Origin of the sequence: Xanthomonas sp. SS (genome assembly GCF_014236835.1) — a bacterium.
Lineage (GTDB): Bacteria > Pseudomonadota > Gammaproteobacteria > Xanthomonadales > Xanthomonadaceae > Xanthomonas_A.
The window spans coordinates 3,772,389-3,793,597 of sequence record NZ_CP051190.1; the positions used below are offsets into that span (position 1 = coordinate 3,772,389).

Below are 21,209 nucleotides of genomic sequence, written 5' to 3' on the forward strand. Positions count from 1 at the left end.
GCGAGTCTAACAACACCATGGCAGCAACGCTCCCTTCGCTGTGCCTGTTGCGCCTGTCGGCGCTGGGGGACGTGACCCATGTGGTGCCGCTGGTGCGCACCCTGCAGCGCGCCTGGCCCGCCGCGCCGCCGCTGCACTGGATCATCGACAAAGGCGGGCACAGGCTGCTCGACGGCCTGCCCGGGGTGATCTTCCACGACTACGACAAGCGCAGCGGCCTGGCCGGCATGCGCGCGCTGCGCCGCGAACTGCCGGCGCAGGGTTTCGACGCGCTGCTGCAGATGCAGGTGGCGCTGCGCGCCAACGTACTGTCCGCGTTCGTACGCGCGCGCCGCCGCATCGGCTACGACCGCAGCCGCTCCAAGGACCTGCACGGCCTGTTCGTCAACGAACGCATCCCCGACCGCCCCGGCATCCACGTGCTCGACGCGATCGGCAGCTTCTGCGAACCGCTGGGCCTGCGCCAGACGCAGGTGCGCTGGGACCTGCCGATTCCCGACGACGCGCACGCCTGGGCACAGGCGCAATGGCCCGAGGACGGCCGCCCAGCGCTGCTGATCTCGCCCTGTTCCAGCCACGTGCGCCGCAACTGGTACGCCGACCGCTACGCCGCGGTCGCCGACCACGCCGCCGCGCAGGGCTGGCGGGTGGTGCTGTGCGGCGGGCGCAGCGAACTGGAGCGCAGCACGGCCGACGCCATCGTCGCGGCGATGCGCGCGCCGGCGCTGGACCTGGTCGGCCGCGACACGCTCAAGCAACTGCCGGCGCTGCTGCAGCGCGCCGCGCTGGTGATGACCCCCGACTCGGGCCCGATGCACATCGCCAACGCCGTGGGCAGCAAGGTGCTGGGCCTGCACGCGGCCAGCAACCCGCGCCGCAGCGGCCCGTATTCGGACATCCGCTACTGCGTGGACAAGTACGATGCGGCGGCGCGCAAGTTCCTCGGCAAGCCGGCCGAGCAGCTGAAATGGGGCAGCAAGATCGAATTCGACGCGGTGATGGCGCTGATCGGCGTGGACGACGCGATCGCCGCGTTCGAGCGCTACCGCGCCGACCAGGGCATGTAAGCCGGCTTGTGCGCGGGCCGAGCGTGGCCGTACGTCGTCTCGATGATCAGTGCACGGCGTACGGTCGGTCAGGCGCCGGGCGTGTACTCGCTATGGCTGGGCGCCGGGCGGCGGCGTGGCTGCGCCTTCCCACCCTGCTGCTGGCGTTGCCGCTGGTGCGCCGGCTCACCGGAATCCTGGTCGCCCGCGCCTGATCCGCCCATCCCTGGCCTACAGGGGCCACACCGGGAGGCGGCGACGCCTCCCGGATGCTTCGCTCAGGACGCCGCGCCGCGGTAGTCCTGGTAGGACTTCTCTTCGACGTAGCTGGAACCCAGTGCCAGGTTGATCTCCTTCTTGATCCGCGCGCGCTCGTCGTTCTCGTAGTACACGCTGCGTGCGAGCTTGATGAATTCCTCGTCGAAGGCCTGCGCCTTCTCCTTGATCCGGATCTCGTCCTCGATCACCCACAGGCGCTCGTTGACCGCCTTCAGCTCCAGGCGCAGGCGGGCGACGTCGCCGCTGGCGGCCGGATGCGCCATCCAGGTCTTTTCCAGCGCCGACAACTCCGCGCGCACGTTGGCCAGCTTGGCCGCATCGCCGATGCGCTCGGACTTGATCTGCAGGATGGCGATCTTGTCGAGCAGTTCGCCGAAGGACACGGGGACGAGGATTTCGGACATGGGCACACCCAGGCGAGAGTTGAGAGGAAGTGTAACCAGCAGGCCTTAAAGCCATGTCGGCGCGGCGTGGCCGCGGCCGTCAAAAACAAAAGGCCCCTGACGGGGCCTTCTGCACACGGGCGATACTGCTGCCGCGAAACTGGCGGGAAGGGGGGGATTCGAACCCCCGAGGCGCTATAAACGCCTGCCTGATTTCGAGTCAGGTACATTCAACCGCTCTGCCACCTTCCCGGGTGGTCCCCGGCGGACCGGGGGCGTGCATCATACGGTCCCCGCCGCGCGCGGACAAGCGCCGCGTCGCACGGCAGCCCGGTCCCCACCCCCGCACTGCCATGAACCCCGCCTGCCCCGCGGCGCGGCCAGCGATTGCCTGATGTCCGCTTGGCCGCGATGATGCCGTTTGAATGACAGGAAGCCGGGCCGGCCGTGGGCGCGCAATGATCGAATTCGGACACCTCACCCACGTCGGCCTGCGCCGCGAACTCAACGAGGACACCTATTACGGCGACAACGAGCTCGGCCTGTGGCTGGTCGCCGACGGCATGGGCGGCCATGCCTGCGGCGAGGTGGCCAGCGCCCTGGCGCGCGAGGCCATCGTCCGCGAGGTGCGCAGCGGCACCCCGCTGGCGCAGGCGATCCGCATCGCCGACGAAGAGATCATCCGCGCCTCGCGCCGGCGCAACGACACCTTGCCGATGGGCACCACCGTGGTCGCCGCGCGCGTGCAGGGCAACCGCTTCGAGGTGGCCTGGGTCGGCGACAGCCGCGCCTACCTGTGGCGTGACGGCAAGCTGGCCCAGCTCAGCCAGGACCACAGCTATGTGCAGGAACTGATCGCGCAGGGCGCGCTGACCGCCGAGCAGGCGCGCGCGCATCCACACCGCAACGTGGTCACCCAGGCGCTGGGCGTCACCGATCCGCTGCACCTCAACGTGGCCACGATGACCGGCGAACTGCGCCCGGGCATGCAGCTGCTGCTGTGCAGCGACGGGCTGACCGAAGAAGTGGACGACCCCGGCATCGCCGCCACGCTCGGCCACGACGACTGCAGCGCGCAGGAATGCGTGGATACGCTGGTAGCGGCCGCGCTGGACGGCGGCGGCTCGGACAACATCACCGCGATCCTGGTGCGCTGCCACTGAGTTCAGGCAGGCGCGCGACCGGTGCCGGCCATGGCGCCGACCGCGAGCGCGGCGTTAGCTGGTTGGCAACATCGATGCCGCAGCGTGTGCCGTCAAAAGAGACCGCGCTAACGCTGCGCTAGCACGCACGCCCATACCCGGCCATGCCACCGCTGCTCCGGCGCGTGCCTGGATGGCCGCGCCGCCGTCCGTGCCATTGCCGCGCAGACCGGCTCCGGCACCAGCATGGCGAATCCCCGCCGACGCACGCCGACAAATGCCAGCGCTCAGCGCCGCAGCGGCTCAGCCAGCCACGGCGTCGGCCAGCACCGGCTCGTCGGCGTCCCACAGCGCGCGCCCAGCCTTCTTGCGCAGCTTTTCCAGCCGCGCCTGGTGCGCCTCCAGCTCCGACGCGGTCGGCAGCACCCGCGGCCGCGGCAGCAGCGTCGCCATATCGAACGCCGCGCGTTGACCGTCGGCGTGGTTGCCGCGCTGGTCGGCCAGGGCGAAACCGATCTCCTCCTGCCCCGAGGTCAGCGCGATGTAGACGTCACTGAGTATCTGCGCATCGAGCAGCGCGCCGTGCAGCTGCCGGTGCGAGTTGTCCACGCCCAGGCGCTTGCACAGCGCGTCCAGCGAATTGCGCTGGCCCGGGAAGCGCTCGCGCGCCAGCAACAGCGTGTCGATGACCGTGGCACGGTCGAGGATGCGCCCGTAGGACGTGCCCAGCCGCGACAGTTCGTTGTCGAGGAAGCCCAGATCGAACGAGGCGTTGTGGATGATCAGTTCGGCGCCGTCGATGAACGCCAGGAACTCGTCCACCACCTCGTGGAATTCCGGCTTGTCGGCGAGGAATTCCAGGGTCAGGCCGGTGACTTCCTGCGCGCCGGGTTCGAAGTCGCAGTCCGGGCGCAGATAGCGATGGAAGTTGCGCCCGCTGGGGCGGCGTTCGAGCAGTTCCACCGCGCCGATTTCGACGACGCGGTTGCCCTTCTTCCATTCCAGGCCGGTGGTTTCGGTATCGAGGATGATCTGACGCATGTGGCTCGCTGCAGGATGAGGCGTGGAAAGGATCAGGACGCGACCGCGGCGCCGCCGGCGCGCACCCGCAGCGCCTGGTTGCGCGCCAGCACGTCGACCCGCTCGTTGTCCGGATCGCCGCTGTGGCCCTTGACCCAGCGCCAATCGATGCTGTGCCGCTGCGCGGCGGCATGCAGCCGCTCCCATAGGTCGCGGTTCTTGACCGGGTCGCCGCCGGCGGTCTTCCACTGCCGCCGCACCCAGCCCGGCATCCATTCGGTGATGCCCTGGCGCACATACTGCGAATCGGTATGCAGCACGATCTGGCACGGCTCGCTGAGCGTTTCCAGCGCCATGATCGCGGCCATCAGCTCCATGCGGTTGTTGGTGGTGTGCGCCTCGGCGCCGGCGACTTCGCGCTCCAGGCCCTTGTAGCGCAACAGCGCGGCCCAGCCGCCGGGGCCGGGATTGCCGAGGCAGGCGCCGTCGGTGTGGATATCAACAGTCTTCATGGTCGTCCAGGAATCAGATGGAGGCGGCCGAACCGCGCCAGCGTACCGGCGCGCGCAGCGGAATGGGGCCGATGCCGGCGGCGGTGCGCTTTTCCGCCTGCAGCAGGCACACCGCGCGCAGCGGCGCGCCGGAGGTTGCCGAGCCGACGCCGCCGCGGGTCGGCCAGACCGGCCCGAGGTAGCGCAGCGGCTCGGTGCACGGCAGCCCGGCCTGCCCCAGCAGCCCGCGCCAGCTGCCCGGCGGCCGTGCCACCAGGCCCTGCCGGCGCCAGCGCAGCCGGTACGGGCTGACCGCGTTGAGCGCGAACAACCAGACCCGGCCGCCCGGCAGCAGCACCCGCTCGCACTCTTCCAGCAACGCCGCGGCATCGGCGCCGAGCACGTGCTGCAGCACGATCGCGTTGACGCTTTCCGAGGGCAGTGGCAGCGGCAGCGTGCACACCAGGTCGCCGGCGTAGCCGCGCGCGGTGCGGTGCAGGCGCACGCCACGCCCCGGCAGCTCGCGCGCCAACGGCGCGAACGGCACCGGCGCCAGCCACAACCAAGGCTGCGCGGGGCGTCCAAGCAAGGCGTCGAGGATCAGCGGCTGCTCGGCCTGGAGCAGCTGTTGCGCCACCGCCGTATCAAACCAGGATGAGACGGCGGCTTGACGAGGGAACGGGGTGGCAGGCATGGTGCCAATTCTATGCGACTGATCGCCCTGCCCGCATTCCAGGATAATTACATCTGGGCGATCGCCGCCGCGGATGGCCGCGCCGTGCTGGTCGACCCCGGTCAGGCCGAGCCGGTGTTCGAAGCCGCCGCGCAAGGACTGCAACCGGCCGCGGTGCTGCTGACCCACCATCACGACGACCACATCGGCGGCGTGGCGGCCCTGCGCGAGCGCTGGCCGGACCTGCCTGTGTATGCCCCGGCGGACGAGCCGCGGGTCCCGTTCGCCAGCCAGCGCGTCGGCGACGGCGATGCGGTCCAGGTGCTGGGATGGGAATTCCAGGCCCTTTTCGTGCCGGGGCATACCCGTTCGCACGTGGCCTATGTCGGCGAAGGCCACCTGTTCAGCGGGGATACGCTGTTCAGCCTAGGCTGTGGGCGCATGTTCGAAGGTACGCCCTCCCAGATGTTGGGTTCGCTGCAACGGCTGGCTGCCCTCCCGGGCGCCACGCTGCTGTGTTGCGGACACGAATACACCCTGGCCAATGCGGCATTCGCCGTCACGGTCGATCCCACCAACGCTGCCTTGCGGCAGCGCCATCAGGAAGTCCAGGCCATGCGTCATGCTGCCCGTCCCACTGTTCCCGTCACCCTCGCCAGCGAAGTGGCGACCAATCCGTTCCTGCGTACCGCCTCGGCGGCGATCCAGCAGGCGGTCGGCGCCCGGCTCGGCCGCGGCGCACGCGACGAAGTGGAAGTATTCGCCGAATTAAGGCGCTGGAAAGACGATTTTCGCGCATGAGGTCGCTGTTCTTGACGGCGGCGCTGACCCTGGCGCTCGCCTCGGCAACCTCCTCCGCGAGCGCGGCGGCACCCATCGGTGCGGCGCTGGAGCAAACCGTCGCCGGACTGAACGTGTTACCGATGGACGCCGCGGCGCTGCCGCCGGCGACCACGCGTAACGGCCACACCATCCTCGCCAGCTTCCGCGACGGCCTGGCCGACGCGCAATGCGACGGCGGCGCCACCGACGCGCGCTGGAAGCAGCAGTTCGCGCGCGCGCCGGCGCGGCTGGCCAACGAGGACGAGGACGTGCTGCCGCTGTTCGGCTACGTGGTGGACGAACTGCGCGCCGCCGACCTGCCCACCGAATTCGCGCTGATCCCGTTCGTGGAGAGCGGCTACCGCCCCGCCGCGCGCAATAGCAGTGGTCCCGCCGGACTCTGGCAGTTCATCGCCGACACCGCCCGCAACCACGACGTGCCGGTCGAAGGCGGCTACGACGGCCGCCTGTCCGCGGTGGATTCCACCCGCGCCGCGGTGCGTTACCTGAAGACTTTGCACGGCATGTTCGGCGGCGACTGGCGCCTGGCGATCATGGCCTACAACGCCGGCGAGTACCGCGTGCTGCAGTCGATGCGCCGCGCCGGCATGAACGCGCAGAACGCGCAGCCGGCCAAGTTGCCGGGGCTGTCGCCGATCACCTATGCCTACGTCGAGAAGCTGCACGCGCTGGCGTGCGTGCTGGAACAGGCGCAGACCCGCGACGAATGGATGGCCTCGCTGGACCGCGAAGTGCCGATCCTGCAGGCGCGCACCCTGCCCGCCGGCATGGCGCTGGACGAATGGGCACGGCAGCAGGCGTTGCAGGGCAACCAGGTCGCACGGCTGAATCCGGCGCTGGGCAGCGTGCGCAACAAAAAGCGCGCGCTGCCGGTACTGGCGCCGGTCGGCAACGGCGGCAGCGCCGCCACCGCTGCTGCCGATGCCATGGCGTTGGCGGCACAACCGCAGCAGGCCGAAGAAGCGCCGGCGACGCGTGTCGTCGCCAGCATCGCCGAGCCCACGCCGCCACGCATGCGCCAGCGCACGCCCGCGGCGCGCCGCACCCACACCGTCCGCGACGGCGACACCGCCTGGACCATCGCCAAGCGCTACGGCATCACCGTGCAGACGCTGCTGGCGAAGAACGGCCTGTCCGCGCGCAGCGTGCTGCGTCCTGGGATGGTGCTGAGCTACGAGGAATAGGCGAGTTCCGCTGCGGCGGGACCGCGAGAGCGGCAACCGTCAACGCTGCCGACGTCGGCCAAGGCAACATGCCCCTTGGCAAACGGCCGAGAGAAGCGAGAGCATCAAGCGTTCCCCCATTGGCCAGCGCCCCAGCCCAAGGCAGGCGTCCGCGACTTCGACATCCTCCGGCAGCGCGACGCCGAACGCGGCCGCCAGCGCTGCGCCGTCGTGTGCGGTGTAGGCCACGTCCACGGTCGGCGACTGCTTGTCGGCGTACTCGTAGGCCGCCCCATTGCATCTCCGCTGACGTCGCCTCCACCGCGTGGCGAACAGTCGAAAAACGACTGGGCCGCAAACGCTGCACATTGACCCGAAGCGAACACCCGGCCCCCTTGTCGACATATCGTTGCGGCAATGCACACCGCGTCGCCAACGGTCATCGCCACTGACGCTGACGCTGCCGAGCGCAGGCGCAACCGCCCTGCGCGTGCGTCCACACGTGCGCACTGACGCTCCCTTCTCCCCTCGGGAGAAGGTGCCCCGAAGGGGCGGATGAGGGTACGGCGCACCGGCGCATACGCGAAGCACATGCACACTTCCTTGCCGCCCTTACGGCACCGCCGCAGCGACCGCGTCACGATGCATGATCGCGCGGCACATCACCGCACATCCGAATATCCCACGTGATCTCTGTGCTCCGTGCTCCGGAGTGCCGAATGTCTCAAGCGCCGGAATGCAGGACCCACAAACGAACAAGCCCGGCAGGACCGGGCTTGTTCGCATCACGCATCGGCGCAAACAGCGATTACAGATTCGCTTCCTGCACGCTGACCTTGTAGCGCTTGCGCATCGCGTCGATGTAGGCCTTCGACGCGGCAGCGCCTTCGATCTGGCCCAACTGCTGCTTCAGCGTCGCCTGCTGTTCCGCCGGCACCTTGCTCAGGTCGCCTGGGTTCACCTTGTTGAGCACGAACAGCGCGTAGCGCTTGGCACCACCCGGCACGCCATTCGCCGACAGCTCGACCTTGCCCACCGACGGCTTGCCCGCGGCCGGCAGCGGCGCACTGAAGATCGCGCGGTTGGCTTCCGGACTCGGCATCGGCACGGTGCGCGGCAGCCCCGGCATCGGGTTGATCTGCAGCTTCTCCGGGCCGGCCAGCGCCTGCAGCGTCTCGCCCTTGCGCAGCTTCTCCAGCAGCGCGTCGGCCTTCGCCGCGGCCGCCTTGGCCGTGCGATCGGCATGCACCGCGGCCACCACCTGCTCGCGTACCTTGGCCAGCGGCTGGGTCTGCTCGGGCAGGTGCTGGGTGACGCGGATCAGCACGCTGTGGTTCGGGCCCAGGGTGATCGGATCGCTGACCGTGCCGTCCTGCACCAGCGTGTCGGAGAACGCCGCACGCAGCACCGCAGGCTGCGCGGCGATGCCGCTGCCGTCGGCGCGCGAGAACGGCCCCAGGGTCTGCACCGGCAAGCCCACTTCCTTGGCCGCCGGCGCCAACGCGGTCGGGTTCTTCAGCACCAGGTCGACCAGCTTGCCGCTCAGATCGCTGTAGACCTTCTCGTTGTCGGCCTGCAGCTGCTCGCCGGCCAGCTGGTCGCGCACCTGCTCGAAGCTCTTGCCCTGGCCGCCCTTGATCTCGCGCAGCTGGATCACGTGGTAGCCGAACTCGCTCTTCACCGGGCCGACGATGTCGCCGGCCTTCATCGCGAACAAGGCGTCCTCGAAAGGCTTGATCATCACCCCCCGCTCGACCCAACCCAGGTCGCCACCGGCGTTCTTGGAACCCGGGTCCTCGGAATTGGCGCGGGCCAGCGCGGCGAAATCGGCGCCGGGCTGCTTGGCCTCGGCCGCGAGCTTGGCGGCCTTGGCCTCGGCGGCCTTCTGCGCCGCCGGATCCTTGCCGGCACTGATCAGGATGTGCGAGGTCAGGCGCTGGTCGGGCTCGACGAAGCGGGCCTTCTCGTCCTCGTAGCGCTTGCGCAGCGCCGCCTCGTCGGCCGGCTTGGCCGGCGGCAGCTTGCTCGCGTCCAGCTCGACGTATTCGATCGACACCCGCTCCGGCTGCTTGAAGTCGGCCTGGTGCGCGTCGTACCACTGCTGCACCTGCGCGTCGCTGACCGGGGTGGTGTCGGCCGGCTGTTCCGGCAACAGCGCCAGGTCGACGTCGCGGGTTTCGCCGAGCATCTTCAGCAGACGCTCGGATTCCTGCTTGGTCGCGAACGCCGATTCCATCAGCGCGGACGGAATCAACGACTGCTGCAAACCATCGCGCACCAACTGGTCGAACATCGCCGGCGTCCGCGGCGGGGTGCCCGAGGCCAGCGCCAGGCGGTAGCGTTCCGGATCGAACTTGCCGTCTTTCTGGAACGCCGGAATGGTGGCGATGTAGTCGCGGACCGCGGCATCGCCGACCACCACGTGCGCCTGCTCGGCGGCCAGCTTCACCACCTGCTCGTCGATCAACTGGTCGAGCACCTTGCGCTTGTTGTCGGCGCTCTCGAACTCGCGCGGATCGAAGTTCTCGCCCTGCTGCTCGCGCGCCTGCATCCGCGCTTCCTCGAAGCGCGCACGGAACTGCTCGGTGCTCACCTCGTGGTGCTGCCACAGGAACGACACCGGCCACCACGACGGCGCCGACGACCACCACGACGGCGGCGCCTGCACCTTGGCGACGTTGTTGGCACCGACGCCACCGAGGTAGCTGCTGTCGATGACGAACAGGAACGGAATCATCAACAGGCCGATGATCGCGGTGGCGATCCAGCCCGAGGTCTTTTCGCGGAGTTTCTGCAGCATTGGTTGGGAACCGAGCCTGTTGGCGAGCCGCGCAGTTTAACCCGCTTCACGCCCTGCGGCGGAATGGCGTGCCGCGGCGCGTGCGCCCGCATGAAATCCGCGGCCCGCATGGCGGTCGCCGGCAAGGCATTCCGGAAAAAAAGAAACCCCCGATCGCTCGGGGGTTTCGCGTACAAAACTGGCGGAGTGGACGGGACTCGAACCCGCGACCTCCGGCGTGACAGGCCAGCATTCTAACCGACTGAACTACCACTCCGCTTTTTGAACGGAGGCAGGCACGAGGCCCGCAATCTCTAGGTATCTGCGCAGCGCAAGGCGCGGCGGATGCTTCGAGAAACGAAACCCCCGATTTCTCAGGGGCTTCGGTGCAACTGGCGGAGTGGACGGGACTCGAACCCGCGACCTCCGGCGTGACAGGCCAGCATTCTAACCGACTGAACTACCACTCCGCTTTTGAAACTTGCCGCTCGGTGCTCTGGTGGGTGCTGAGGGTTTCGAACCCCCGACCCTCTCCGTGTAAAGGAGACGCTCTACCGCTGAGCTAAGCACCCTAGCGAGTCGATTAGTTTACGGCATCCTTCAGCGCTTTGCCAGCCTTGAAGGTCGGATTCTTCGACGCGGCGATCTTGATCGAGTCGCCGGTCTTCGGGTTGCGGCCGGTGCGCTCGGCACGGTCGCGCACCTGGAAGGTGCCGAAGCCAACGAGGGTCACGCTGTCGCCCTTCTTGAGCGCCTTGGTGACTTCGGACACGAAGGCGTCGACGGCGCGACCGGCTTCGGCCTTGGAGATATCCGCAGCGGCGGCGATAGCGTCGTTCAGTTCGGCTTTATTCATTTCTTGATGACTCCATGTGCGGCAGAAAACCGCGGAATTGAGGATCGGGTGTCGGCGTGGCCTGCCTCGTCAGCGACGAGGCCCCGATTGATGTTTTCACTACCAAGCACGCGCGTTGGCAGTGCTCGCAAGTCGTGCATTTATACCAGCGGCCTCCCACCCGCGCAAGCCGAAAAGCCAGCAACGGCGCGGGTTTGAGCCACTTGGGCGGGCGCGGTTCAGCGCTCTTCAGTGCTTGACGCGGGCGTTCGAGGATGCTTTCGGCTTGGGCTTGCGCCGCACCGGTTCGCCCTCGGCGGCGGCCGCAACCTTCGGCTTCAACGGCGTCTCCAGCGCCAGGTCGAGCACTTCGTCGATCCACTTGACCGGCACGATCTTCAGGTCGCGGGTGACGTTCTCCGGAATGTCGGCCAGATCCTTGCGGTTTTCCTCCGGGATGATCACCGTGTGGATGCCGCCGCGCAGCGCCGCCAGCAGCTTCTCCTTTAGCCCGCCGATCGCCGAGACGCGGCCGCGCAAGGTGATCTCGCCGGTCATCGCCACATCGGCCTTGACCGGCACCTTGGTCAGCATCGACACCAGCGAGGTCACCATCGCGATGCCGGCGCTGGGGCCGTCCTTCGGCGTGGCGCCATCGGGCACGTGCAAATGCACGTCGTGCTTCTGCAGGAAGTCGACCTCGATGCCCAGCCGCTCGGCGCGCGAACGCACCACCGACAGCGCCGCCGAGGCCGATTCCTTCATCACGTCGCCGAGCTGGCCGGTCAGGATCACCGCGCCCTTGCCCGGGACCAGGGTCGATTCGATCTGCAGCAGATCGCCGCCGACTTCGGTCCAGGCCAGGCCGGTGACCAGGCCGACTTCGTTCTGCTCCTCGGCGCGGCCGAAATCGAAGCGGCGCACGCCCAGGTACTTGTCCAGGTTCTTGGAGCCGACGCTGACCCGCGCCTTGTCCTTGCGCACCGCCGCGCCCTTCTTCGCCGGCGCCTTCTTGGCCACTGCCGGCTGCGGACCGGCCAGCGCGATTTCCTTGACCACCTTGCGGCAGATCTTGGCGACTTCGCGCTCCAGGTTACGCACGCCGGATTCGCGCGTGTAGTAGCGCACGATGTCGCGGATCGCGTCGGCGGCGATCTCCAACTCGTCGCCCTTCAGGCCGTTGGCCTTCAGCTGCTTGGGCACCAGGTAGCGCATGGCGATGGCCAGCTTCTCGTCCTCGGTGTAGCCGGGGATGCGGATCACCTCCATGCGGTCGAGCAGCGGGCCGGGGATGTTCAGCGAGTTGGAGGTCGCCACGAACATCACTTCGGACAGGTCCAGGTCCACTTCCAGGTAGTGGTCGTTGAAGGCGTTGTTCTGCTCGGGGTCGAGCACTTCCAGCAGCGCCGAGGACGGATCGCCGCGGAAGTCCATCGACATCTTGTCGATCTCGTCGAGCACGAACAGCGGGTTCTTGCTGCTGACCTTGTTGAGGTTCTGCACGATGCGGCCCGGCATCGAGCCGACGTAGGTACGCCGATGCCCGCGGATCTCCGCCTCGTCGCGCACGCCGCCGAGCGACATGCGCACGAACTTGCGGTTGGTGGCCTTGGCGATGGACTGGCCGAGCGAGGTCTTGCCGACGCCGGGCGGGCCGACCAGGCACAGGATCGGGCCCTTCATCTGCTTCACCCGCGACTGCACCGCCAGATATTCGAGGATGCGGTCCTTGACCTTCTCCAGGCCGTAGTGATCGGCGTCCAGCGTTTCCTGCGCAACCTTCAGGTCCTTGCGTACCTTGCTGCGCTTCTTCCACGGCACGCCCAGCAGCCAGTCGAGATAGTTGCGCACGACCGCGGCTTCGGCCGACATCGGCGACATCTGCTTGAGCTTGTTGAGTTCGGCCTTGGCCTTGGTTTCCACCGGCTTGGGCATGCCCGCCTCGGCGATCTTGCGCGCCAGTTCTTCCAGTTCGCCGGGCGCGTCATCCAGGTCGCCCAGTTCCTTCTGGATCGCCTTCATCTGCTCGTTGAGGTAGTACTCGCGCTGGCTCTTCTCCATCTGCGACTTGACCCGGCCGCGGATGCGCTTCTCCAGCTGCTGCACGTCGATCTCGCCGTCGACCAGGCCGACCAGCATCTCCAGCCGCTCGCCCACTTCCAGGGTTTCCAGCAGGCGCTGCTTGTCGGCCAGACGCACGCCGATGTGCGCGGCGATGGTGTCGGCCAGGCGGCCCGGCTCGTCGATGCCCGACAGCGTCTGCAGCAGCTCCGGCGGCAGCTTGCGGTTGGTCTTGACGTACTGCTCGAACAGCGACATCAGCGAACGCGCGATCGCCTCGACCTCGCGCTCCTCGCGCGATTCGGCAGCGTCGATCTCGACGCCTTCGCCCTGCAACGCGCCGTCGCGTTCGGCCACCTTGTCGACGCTGACCCGCGACAGCCCCTCGACCAGCACCTTGATGGTGCCGTCGGGCAGCTTCAGCAATTGCAGCACCTGCGCCAGGGTGCCGACGTTGTACAGGTCGGCCGCCACCGGATCGTCGGTCTCGGCGGATTTCTGCGCGACCAGCAGAATGCGCTTGTCGGCCTCCATCGCGTGCTCGAGCGCGCGCATCGATTTGTCGCGGCCGACGAACAGCGGGATGACCATGTGCGGGAAGACCACGACGTCGCGCAACGGCAGGACCGGCAGGTCGAGGACTTCGGATTTGGACTGGGCCATGAGGGTTCCGATGTGGGGTGCGGGAATGCGGAAAAGGCGGGCATAAAAATGCCGATGGCCCCGTTATGGGGCCATCGGCTGGGCGATGCAAGGGCAGCGAAAAAGCCCCTTTTTTTTCAAGCGCTTAGCCAATGGCGAAGGCCGCGGCATGGCAGCGCCGCGGCTTCACCCGGCACTCACTCGGCCGAGGCCACCTTCGGCGCCGGCGGCGGGGTCTGGTAGATCAGGTACGGCTCGGACTTGTGCTCGATCACCGACTCGTCCACCACCACCTTGCTGACGTTTTCCTGCGACGGCAGTTCGTACATCGTGTCCAGCAGCACCGACTCGACGATGGTGCGCAGGCCGCGTGCGCCGGTCTTGCGCTTGAGCGCCTTCTTGGCGATGGCCAGCAACGCGTCGGGCCGGAATTCCAGCTCCACGCCTTCCATCTCGAACAGCTTCTTGAACTGCTTGGTGATCGCGTTCTTCGGCTCGGTCAGGATCCGGATCAGCGCCGGCTCGTCCAGTTCCTCGAGCGTGGCGACCACCGGCAGGCGGCCGACGAACTCGGGAATCAGGCCGAACTTGATCAGATCTTCCGGCTCCACTTCCGCCAGGATCTTGCCGACTTCGCGCTTGCGCTCGGAACTCTTCACCTTGGCGCCGAAGCCGATGCCGCCGACGTCGTTGGAGCGCTGCTGGATCACCTTGTCCAGGCCGGCGAACGCGCCGCCGCAGATGAACAGGATGTTCTTGGTGTCCACCTGCAGGAATTCCTGCTGCGGATGCTTGCGCCCGCCCTGCGGCGGCACCGACGCCACGGTGCCTTCGATCAGCTTCAGCAGCGCCTGCTGCACGCCTTCGCCGGACACGTCGCGGGTGATCGACGGGTTCTCGCTCTTGCGCGAGATCTTGTCGATTTCGTCGATGTAGACGATGCCCTGCTGCGCCTTGTCGACGTCGTAGTCGCACTTCTGCAGCAGCTTCTGGATGATGTTTTCCACGTCCTCGCCGACATAGCCGGCCTCGGTCAACGTGGTCGCATCGGCGATCGTGAACGGCACGTTGAGCAGGCGCGCCAGCGTTTCGGCCAGCAGCGTCTTGCCCGAACCGGTCGGACCGACCAGCAAGATGTTGGACTTGGCCAGCTCGACTTCGTCGTTCTTCTGCCGGCTCTCGATGCGCTTGTAGTGGTTGTACACGGCCACGGCGAGCGTGCGCTTGGCGCGCAGCTGCCCGATCACGTACTGGTCCAGCACCTCGAGGATTTCCTTGGGCTTGGGCAGGCTGCTGCGTGCGGACTGCGCCTTCTCCTCGAGCTCCTCGCGGATGATGTCGTTGCACAGCTCGACGCATTCGTCGCAGATGAACACGCTCGGCCCGGCGATCAGCTTACGGACCTCGTGTTGACTCTTGCCGCAGAACGAGCAGTACAGAATCTTGTTGCTGTCGCCGGAACGGCCTTGCCGGTCTTCGCTCATTGCTTCGCTTACCCAGTTACCCCACCCGATGAACGGGGGTTCGATTTCGAGAATAACACAGGGCCGGGAGGACGCTAGCCCGGCCCCGGCCCTGCGGAATACGCTGCGTTTTGCAGTACATGCAAGCCTTATGCCGGCTGGATCGACTCTTCCGGACGGCGCTCCAGCACCTGGTCGACCAACCCGTAAGCCTGCGCGTCGGCGGCGCTCTTGAAGTTGTCGCGCTCGGTATCGCGGGCGATGGTTTCCAGCGACTGGCCGGTGTGCTTGGCCAGGATTTCGTTCAGCCGCGAACGCAGCGTCAGGATCTCGCGCGCGTGGATGTCGATGTCGGTGGCCTGGCCCTGGAAGCCGCCCAGCGGCTGGTGGATCATCACCCGCGAATTCGGCAGCGCGTAACGCTTGCCGGCCGCGCCCGAGGCCAGCAGCAGCGCGCCCATCGAGGCGGCCTGGCCGATGCAGATGGTGCTCACGTCCGGCTTGATGTACTGCATGGTGTCGTAGATCGCCATGCCGGCGGTGACCACGCCACCCGGCGAGTTGATGTAGATGTTGATGTCCTTTTCCGGGTTGTCCGCTTCCAGGAACAGCATCTGCGCCACGATCACGTTGGCCATGTGGTCGTCGATCGGGCCGACCAGGAAGATCAGCCGCTCCTTCAGCAGGCGCGAATAGATGTCGTAGGCACGCTCGCCGCGGCTGGTCTGCTCGACCACCATCGGAACCAGATTCAAGGCCTTGGTCACATTGTCCACGCGGGAACTCCTGCTCTGTGTCGTCCCTGCACGGGGATGTGCAGGGCTTCGCATCTTGTCGCGCCCCCACGGCTGCGAGGGCTTGGATTGCGTCTCCAACCCGCATGCAACATGCGGGCCGCCGCGAAGCGTCGCCTTACTGGCGGATCGCTTCCTGGAACGTCATCGCCTGCTCGGTGTGCTTGGCGCGCTCGGCGATCCAGTCGATCACCTGCTCTTCCATCACACGGCTCTGCAGTCCACCCATCAATTGGGGATCGTTGCGGTACATCTCAATGACCTGTTCCGGCTCTTCGTAGGTCGAGGCGATCAGGCGCAGGGTTTCCGAGACCCGCTTGGGGTCCAGGCGCAGCTCGTTGCGGCGGGCGACCTCGCCGACCAGCAGGCCGACCAGCACGCGCTTGCGCGCCGCGTCGACGAAACCCTGGTGCGCGTCGTCCGGCACCTGGCCCGGATCGCGGCCGGAGCGGCGCATCTGCTCCACCTGCTGCGCCAGCATCGAACGCGCTTCGTTCTCGACCAGCCGCGGCGGCATTTCCACCGACGCGTAAGCGGCGATCAGCTGCTCGCCGACCTCGCGGCGCAGCCGGTTCATCAGCGCGCCCTTGAGCTCGCGCTCCAGGTTGATGCGGATGTCCTTGCGGAACTGCTCGGCATCGCCGCTCTTCACGCCGAAGCTCTTGATGAACTCCTTGTCCACCTCCGGCAGCACCGGCGCGGCGACTTCGACCGCCTTGACGTGCACCTGGACCTGCTTGCCGGCGAACTGCGGCACGCGCCAGTCGGCCGGGAAATCGACCGTCAGGGTCTTTTCCTCGTCCTTGGACAGGCCGACCAGGCCCTGCTCGATCGCCGGGAACATGACGCCCGAGCCGATCACGCTGCTGCCCTTCTCCACGCCCTCGGCGGGCAGGCGCTCGTCGCCGGCCTGCGACCAGGTTTCCAGGGTCACCAGGTCGCCGTCCTGCGCCGGACGCCCGGCGGGCTCCCAGGTGCGGCGCTGCAGGCGCAGGTTCTCGATCATCTGCTCGATGTCGGCGTCGGTGACTTCGGCGGTGTGGCGGATCACTTCCAGCTTGGCCACATCGATGTCGCCGAAGTCGGGCACCACTTCGAAGGTGGCCACGAACTGCAGTTCGTTGTCGCCGGCGCGGTCGATGCGCGGATTGCCGGCCAGGCGCAGCTCGTGCTCGCGCACCGCCGAGTCGAAGGTCTCGCGCAGCAGGCCGTCCAGCGCCTCGGCGCGGATCTGCGGCCCGAAGCGCTGCTCGATCACCTTCGGCGGGATCTTGCCGGGACGGAAGCCCTTGATCCGCGCGGTGCGCGCGACTTCGCGCAGGCGGCCGCCGATATGGGTCTCCAGGCGCTCCTCCGGCAGGGTGAAGGTCAGACGCCGTTCCAAGGTACCGGTGGTTTCGATCGAAGCTTGCATGTGGACTCCTGCCACCGGGAGCCCACGGCTCTCGGCACGATGTAGAAAGACGGGTTGACGCGGGCACGGGACGGCCGCCGCAGCCGGATAGTTTCGCCTATTCCCGCGGTGCCTGCCAGCGCACCCGGTCGGCCGGCGCTGGCGCGGCGGGGGTGCGGACGGGGGCACGGGGTGCGGCGGGCCGCGCAAGCGGCACCGGGATGGTGCGAAAGAGGGGACTCGAACCCCTACGCCTTGCGGCACTGGTACCTAAAACCAGGGCGTCTACCAATTCCGCCACTTTCGCGCTGCGGCGCCTGAGCGCGCGCCTGTGCATTGTTGCAGGCCTGCCGGCAAAGAAAAAGGCGCCCGACGCAATGGATGGCGCCCGGCCCGGCCGGCAGCCGGGGATGCGAGGCGCACCCCGTCGATTGGGATGCAGTGCCGCAGGGCTTTGCAATCAATGCATTAGGCCGCCTCGCTGCGAAGATCGAGCGTCGGAATGGCGGCGCGGAGCACACATGCCGTTTCCGCGATCCCGCCGATGGCAAGGTGCCAGGCAGCCTTGCCCTCAGCCCTTGGGCACCCGGCGCCGCCCGCGCACCGCAGCCGGCGCCAGCACGAAGGCCAGCGACATCGGCCGATCACGCGACGGATCGCGCGGGCGGCTCAGCAGCTCGCACAGCCGCTCCAGCAGCGCATTGGCCTCGGCCAGTTCCGCCTGGTTGAGCCAGCCCTTGTTGCGCGCCGCCCACAGTTGCCGGCCAGGGCCGTCGACCTCGACACCGGACTGCTTCAGGGCCGCCTGGAAGTCACGCTCGGCGACCTGCGCCAGGCCCTTGGCATAGGCGGCCAGGGCCGCGACCGCCTCCGCGTTGGCCAAGTCGTAGGACAGGCGCAGCGGGACGCCGGCGCTGCCCGCGAGCCGGAACACCCGTTCTCCCGCCACGCCCGCCCCTTCGCGCACCAGTTCGCTCTCGGCGAGCAGTTGCAGATGGTAGTAGAGCCCGTCCGCCGGCCGGCCCAACTGTTCCGACAGCTCCGCGACGCTGGCCTCTCCACCCAGCGACGCCAGCGTATCGACCAGTTCCTGCCGTACCGGCGAGGCCAGGAGACGGATATGCGCCGGATCGCGGATCGCGGCGGTGTCGAACGGGTGCTGGGCTTTTTTCGTCATTTTGAAATTATATGGTATTTTTTCAACACTCTTCCAGAGACACCCTGATGCGAAGCCCGCAACTGCTCCGAGCATTCCTGTTCCTCCTCGCCGCCACGCCAATCCTGGGCGTAGCGCCCGGCCAGGCGGCCGAACGCTACAGTCCCCAGCAACTGCGTGCCGACATCGACGCTCTGCAAGCGGGAATCGCCGCGACCCATCCGCATCCGTCGCATTCGGTCGATCCGGCACAGCTCCAGCTTGCCATTGACGCCTTGCGGCAGCGGGCCTCGACCGGGCTGGACCGCGATGCGGCCTGGCGGGACTTCTCCACGCTCAATCCGCTGCTTGCGGACGGCCACTTCTTCGTCGGCTACGCCGACTGGCGCGCAGAGACGGAACAGCATCTGCGCGACGGAGGCGCCCTGTTTCCCTTCGAAATTACGGTCGATGCGCAAGCGCGGGTACGAATCCTCTCCGAGCTGGGCGGCGCTGCGACGGCGCTTTCCGGCAGCTCGGTCGAGACCATCAATGGCGTTCCCGCAGGCGACGTCGCGCGCGCACTGCTCGCGCATGTGCACGGCGACAGCGCGCGTTTCCGCGCCGACCTGCTGTCGCGGCGCTGGTGGTTCTTCTACTGGAAAGTGTACGGCGCGCCCGCGTCGTTCGAACTGACGCTCGCCGGGCCTGCGCAGGCGCGGCTGCGCAGGCCCGCAAGTCGCGCACACCCTTCGATCCTGGTCGGCGAGGACGATTTCGACAGGCAATTCGCCTTCGAACTGCGCCCGGGCGCCGCCGCGGTCATGACCATTCGGACCTTTTCGTGGCCTGAGCAGGCGCCATTCGAGGAGTTCACCCGCCGCGCGTTCCAGCAGATGCAGGCAAGCGGCACGCGCACGCTGATCATCGACGTGCGGCAGAACGGCGGCGGCAACGATGCGATGTGGCTGCAAGGGCTGCTGCCCTACATCGCCGACCGACCCTATCGATGGGCGTCGCGCTACACCAAGAAAGTGCTCCGCGACGACCCTGCGAAACACGAACGGCAGGGCCAGGTGCTGAGCGGAACCGTGGACACCTGGAGCGCTCCGCGCACCGACGATCCGCTGCACTTCGACGGCAAGGTCTACGTGCTGATCGGCCGCGGCACCTATTCCTCGGCGGTGCTGTTCGCCGACACGATGCAGGACTTCGGCTTCGGAACGCTGCTGGGCGAAGGCGCCAGCGTCAGGAGCACGCAGACCGGCGGCGTGCAGAAGATCGCGCTGCCGCAGACGGGACTGGTGCTGTGGGCGCCGCGGCTGCTGCTGGTGCGGCCGTCGGACGCAGCGACGCCACTGTGGCTGACGCCGGACATCGGCATCGACGACGATCCGTTGCATCCCGACGCGATGGTGGACGCTGCGCTGGCGATCGCGGCGGCGAAACGCTGACCGCGTCGCGCGGAAGCGACACCATGGCCGGCATGCACTTGCGCACGCCCGGCGCATAAAAAAACAGCCACTTGGCTTGCGCTAAGTGGCTGCTTGATTTGGTGGGCCGTCAAGGATTCGAACCTTGGACCTATTGATTAAGAGTCAACTGCTCTACCAACTGAGCTAACGGCCCTGAAACTGAGTCGCGCATCTTATGCGCTTTTTTGCTTCGTTGCAACACCCCGCGAAGCAGCGGGTCACGCGATCAATGGGGTGGCTGAGGGGACTCGAACCCCCGACATCTGGAATCACAATCCAGTACTCTAACCAGCTGAGCTACAGCCACCATTGAACTCTTGCAACACCCTGTCCGGCGCCGGTGTGGCGCGCCCGACAGGAATCGAACCTGTAACCGCCGGCTTAGAAGGCCGGTGCTCTATCCGGTTGAGCTACGGGCGCCCAGGCCGGATTGTCGCATTCCTCTCCGCCGTTTGGACATCGGATTGGTCGGGGTAGAGGGATTCGAACCCCCGACATCCTGCTCCCAAAGCAGGCGCGCTACCAGACTGCGCTATACCCCGGCGGAACACCCTCGCGGCCGAGGCCGGAAAGGTCGGCTATTGTGGGAACCTCGCGGCCCGGTGTCAACGGCACATCGCATTCGCGCCGCCTGCGCTATCCTCGCCACTTGCGGCCGATACGGGCCAATCGTCTTTTTTACAGGGAGAAACAGCATGATCCGCAGCGGCAACCCCGCCTTGAAGGAATCCACCTTCCTCGACCTCGGCAGCGGCGCGGTGGTTTCGCGCGACGGCGAGGCGATGACGCTGAACGGCACCATCCACAAGACCGGCGCCTTGCTGCTGCTGACCGTGCTGACCGCCGTGTTCGCCTGGAGCCAGTCGATCTCGGTCGATGGCGCCGGCAACGAAGTGATCGCGCCGGGCATCATCGGTTACGTGCTGGGCGGCGCCATCGGCGGCTTCATCCTGGCCATGATCACCACCTTCAAGAAGACCTGGGCACCGATCACCGCGCCGCTGTATGCGCTGGTGGAAGGCTTCTTCCTCGGCTCGATCTCGGCGCTGTACGAACACCGCTTCAACGGCATCGTGCTGCAGGCGGTGCTGCTGACCTTCGGCACCCTGTTCGCGCTGCTGTTCGCCTACCGCAGCGGGCTGATCAAGGCCACCGAGAACTTCAAGCTGGGCGTGGTGGCGGCCACCGGCGGCATTGCGCTGGTGTACCTGGCGACCATCGTGCTCGGCCTGTTCAACATCCAGATTCCCTACATCCACGCTTCCGGCACGGTCGGCATCCTGTTCAGCCTGTTCGTGGTGGTGGTGGCGGCGCTGAACCTGGTACTGGATTTCGACTTCATCGAAACCGGCGTGGAACAGGGCGCACCGAAGTACATGGAGTGGTATGGCGCGTTCGGGCTGATGGTCACCCTGGTGTGGCTGTACATCGAGTTCCTGCGGTTGCTGTCGAAGTTGCAGTCGCGCAATTAAGCCGGGAGTCGGGAGTCGGGAATCGGGATTGGGGATTCGCAAGAGCGGCTCCCCTGTGATCGATGAGCGGAAGTGGCTTCAGACAAACTTCCGAGCAAAAGAAAAGGGCGCCGCGCGGCG

The 21,209-nt window shown here is 67.3% G+C and carries 17 protein-coding genes and 9 tRNA genes; 6 read left to right on the top strand and 20 right to left on the bottom strand.

Translation table 11 applies throughout. The features are described from left to right. Positions 1–17 precede the first annotated feature (17 nt). On the top strand, positions 18–1,067 hold the full coding sequence (locus tag HEP74_RS15660; RefSeq protein ID WP_185813671.1) for a glycosyltransferase family 9 protein: 1,050 nt from the start codon (positions 18–20) through the stop codon (positions 1,065–1,067). Positions 1,068–1,324: 257 nt separating this feature from the next. Here the strand turns inward: HEP74_RS15660 and HEP74_RS15670 are convergent, their stop codons facing one another. Both HEP74_RS15670 and HEP74_RS15675 read right to left on the bottom strand, forming a co-directional pair. Continuing rightward, positions 1,325–1,729 carry a DUF6165 family protein gene (locus HEP74_RS15670; RefSeq protein ID WP_179570641.1) on the bottom strand — a complete coding sequence of 135 codons (405 nt, stop codon included), beginning with the start codon at positions 1,727–1,729 and terminating at the stop codon, positions 1,325–1,327. A 140-nt stretch (positions 1,730–1,869) separates the two neighbouring features. Further along, positions 1,870–1,960 (bottom strand) — tRNA-Ser (locus HEP74_RS15675). Positions 1,961–2,166: 206 nt separating this feature from the next. Between HEP74_RS15675 and HEP74_RS15680 the strand changes: the two genes are divergently transcribed. Next, the gene (locus HEP74_RS15680) at positions 2,167–2,871 is read left to right on the top strand and encodes a PP2C family protein-serine/threonine phosphatase (RefSeq protein WP_185813672.1); all 705 of its coding nucleotides are present in this window, start codon (positions 2,167–2,169) and stop codon (positions 2,869–2,871) included. A 282-nt stretch (positions 2,872–3,153) separates the two neighbouring features. Here the strand turns inward: HEP74_RS15680 and dnaQ are convergent, their stop codons facing one another. The 3 genes from dnaQ to HEP74_RS15695 are packed head-to-tail and all read right to left on the bottom strand — an operon-like array spanning position 3,154 to position 5,055. Continuing rightward, positions 3,154–3,891 carry a DNA polymerase III subunit epsilon gene (dnaQ, locus tag HEP74_RS15685; RefSeq protein WP_185813673.1) on the bottom strand — a complete coding sequence of 246 codons (738 nt, stop codon included), beginning with the start codon at positions 3,889–3,891 and terminating at the stop codon, positions 3,154–3,156. 32 nt (positions 3,892–3,923) lie between these two features. Next, on the bottom strand, positions 3,924–4,382 hold the full coding sequence (gene rnhA, locus HEP74_RS15690; protein ID WP_185813674.1) for a ribonuclease HI: 459 nt from the start codon (positions 4,380–4,382) through the stop codon (positions 3,924–3,926). Positions 4,383–4,395: 13 nt separating this feature from the next. Beyond that, positions 4,396–5,055, bottom strand: a complete 660-nt coding sequence (locus HEP74_RS15695) for a class I SAM-dependent methyltransferase (RefSeq protein WP_185813675.1) — start codon at positions 5,053–5,055, stop codon at positions 4,396–4,398. A 12-nt stretch (positions 5,056–5,067) separates the two neighbouring features. Between HEP74_RS15695 and gloB the strand changes: the two genes are divergently transcribed. Next, on the top strand, positions 5,068–5,835 hold the full coding sequence (gene gloB / locus HEP74_RS15700) for a hydroxyacylglutathione hydrolase (RefSeq protein ID WP_185813676.1): 768 nt from the start codon (positions 5,068–5,070) through the stop codon (positions 5,833–5,835). Next, complete coding sequence (locus tag HEP74_RS15705; RefSeq protein WP_185813677.1) at positions 5,832–7,061, top strand: lytic transglycosylase domain-containing protein; 1,230 nt, start codon at positions 5,832–5,834, stop codon at positions 7,059–7,061. The genes gloB and HEP74_RS15705 overlap by 4 nt, the downstream gene beginning before the upstream one ends. Positions 7,062–7,848: 787 nt before the next feature. Here HEP74_RS15705 and HEP74_RS15710 read toward each other — a convergent pair. From HEP74_RS15710 to HEP74_RS15760, 11 genes are all read right to left on the bottom strand, one after another. Further along, on the bottom strand, positions 7,849–9,840 hold the full coding sequence (locus HEP74_RS15710) for a SurA N-terminal domain-containing protein (protein WP_185813678.1): 1,992 nt from the start codon (positions 9,838–9,840) through the stop codon (positions 7,849–7,851). 179 nt (positions 9,841–10,019) lie between these two features. Then, positions 10,020–10,096: transfer RNA gene (locus HEP74_RS15715), tRNA-Asp, on the bottom strand. Positions 10,097–10,212: 116 nt separating this feature from the next. Continuing rightward, a tRNA-Asp gene (locus HEP74_RS15720) sits at positions 10,213–10,289 on the bottom strand. Between the two features lie 27 nt (positions 10,290–10,316). Then, positions 10,317–10,391: transfer RNA gene (locus HEP74_RS15725), tRNA-Val, on the bottom strand. Positions 10,392–10,402: 11 nt separating this feature from the next. Then, positions 10,403–10,675 carry an HU family DNA-binding protein gene (locus tag HEP74_RS15730; RefSeq protein ID WP_009607753.1) on the bottom strand — a complete coding sequence of 91 codons (273 nt, stop codon included), beginning with the start codon at positions 10,673–10,675 and terminating at the stop codon, positions 10,403–10,405. Positions 10,676–10,903: 228 nt separating this feature from the next. Beyond that, the gene (gene lon / locus HEP74_RS15735; protein WP_185813679.1) at positions 10,904–13,378 is read right to left on the bottom strand and encodes an endopeptidase La; all 2,475 of its coding nucleotides are present in this window, start codon (positions 13,376–13,378) and stop codon (positions 10,904–10,906) included. Between the two features lie 176 nt (positions 13,379–13,554). Next, positions 13,555–14,841 carry an ATP-dependent Clp protease ATP-binding subunit ClpX gene (gene clpX / locus HEP74_RS15740; protein WP_003468538.1) on the bottom strand — a complete coding sequence of 429 codons (1,287 nt, stop codon included), beginning with the start codon at positions 14,839–14,841 and terminating at the stop codon, positions 13,555–13,557. A 128-nt stretch (positions 14,842–14,969) separates the two neighbouring features. Further along, the gene (clpP, locus tag HEP74_RS15745; protein ID WP_185813680.1) at positions 14,970–15,596 is read right to left on the bottom strand and encodes an ATP-dependent Clp endopeptidase proteolytic subunit ClpP; all 627 of its coding nucleotides are present in this window, start codon (positions 15,594–15,596) and stop codon (positions 14,970–14,972) included. Positions 15,597–15,732: 136 nt separating this feature from the next. After that, positions 15,733–17,028: a trigger factor gene (gene tig / locus HEP74_RS15750; RefSeq protein WP_185813681.1), complete on the bottom strand. Its 1,296-nt coding sequence runs from the start codon at positions 17,026–17,028 to the stop codon at positions 15,733–15,735. Between the two features lie 201 nt (positions 17,029–17,229). Beyond that, positions 17,230–17,314: transfer RNA gene (locus HEP74_RS15755), tRNA-Leu, on the bottom strand. A gap of 264 nt (positions 17,315–17,578) precedes the next feature. Beyond that, positions 17,579–18,184 carry a winged helix-turn-helix domain-containing protein gene (locus tag HEP74_RS15760; RefSeq protein ID WP_185813682.1) on the bottom strand — a complete coding sequence of 202 codons (606 nt, stop codon included), beginning with the start codon at positions 18,182–18,184 and terminating at the stop codon, positions 17,579–17,581. A gap of 47 nt (positions 18,185–18,231) precedes the next feature. On the opposite strand from HEP74_RS15760, the gene HEP74_RS15765 reads away from it, so the two are divergent. Then, positions 18,232–19,596: a S41 family peptidase gene (locus HEP74_RS15765; RefSeq protein WP_185813683.1), complete on the top strand. Its 1,365-nt coding sequence runs from the start codon at positions 18,232–18,234 to the stop codon at positions 19,594–19,596. A gap of 99 nt (positions 19,597–19,695) precedes the next feature. On the opposite strand, the gene HEP74_RS15770 is transcribed toward HEP74_RS15765, so the two are convergent. From HEP74_RS15770 to HEP74_RS15785, 4 genes are all read right to left on the bottom strand, one after another. Continuing rightward, positions 19,696–19,771, bottom strand: a tRNA-Lys gene (locus HEP74_RS15770). A 76-nt stretch (positions 19,772–19,847) separates the two neighbouring features. Continuing rightward, a tRNA-His gene (locus HEP74_RS15775) sits at positions 19,848–19,924 on the bottom strand. 36 nt (positions 19,925–19,960) lie between these two features. Continuing rightward, positions 19,961–20,037: transfer RNA gene (locus HEP74_RS15780), tRNA-Arg, on the bottom strand. A gap of 45 nt (positions 20,038–20,082) precedes the next feature. Further along, a tRNA-Pro gene (locus tag HEP74_RS15785) sits at positions 20,083–20,159 on the bottom strand. 153 nt (positions 20,160–20,312) lie between these two features. Here HEP74_RS15785 and HEP74_RS15790 point away from each other — a divergent pair. Continuing rightward, positions 20,313–21,089: a Bax inhibitor-1/YccA family protein gene (locus tag HEP74_RS15790; RefSeq protein ID WP_185813684.1), complete on the top strand. Its 777-nt coding sequence runs from the start codon at positions 20,313–20,315 to the stop codon at positions 21,087–21,089. Positions 21,090–21,209: the final 120 nt, after the last annotated feature.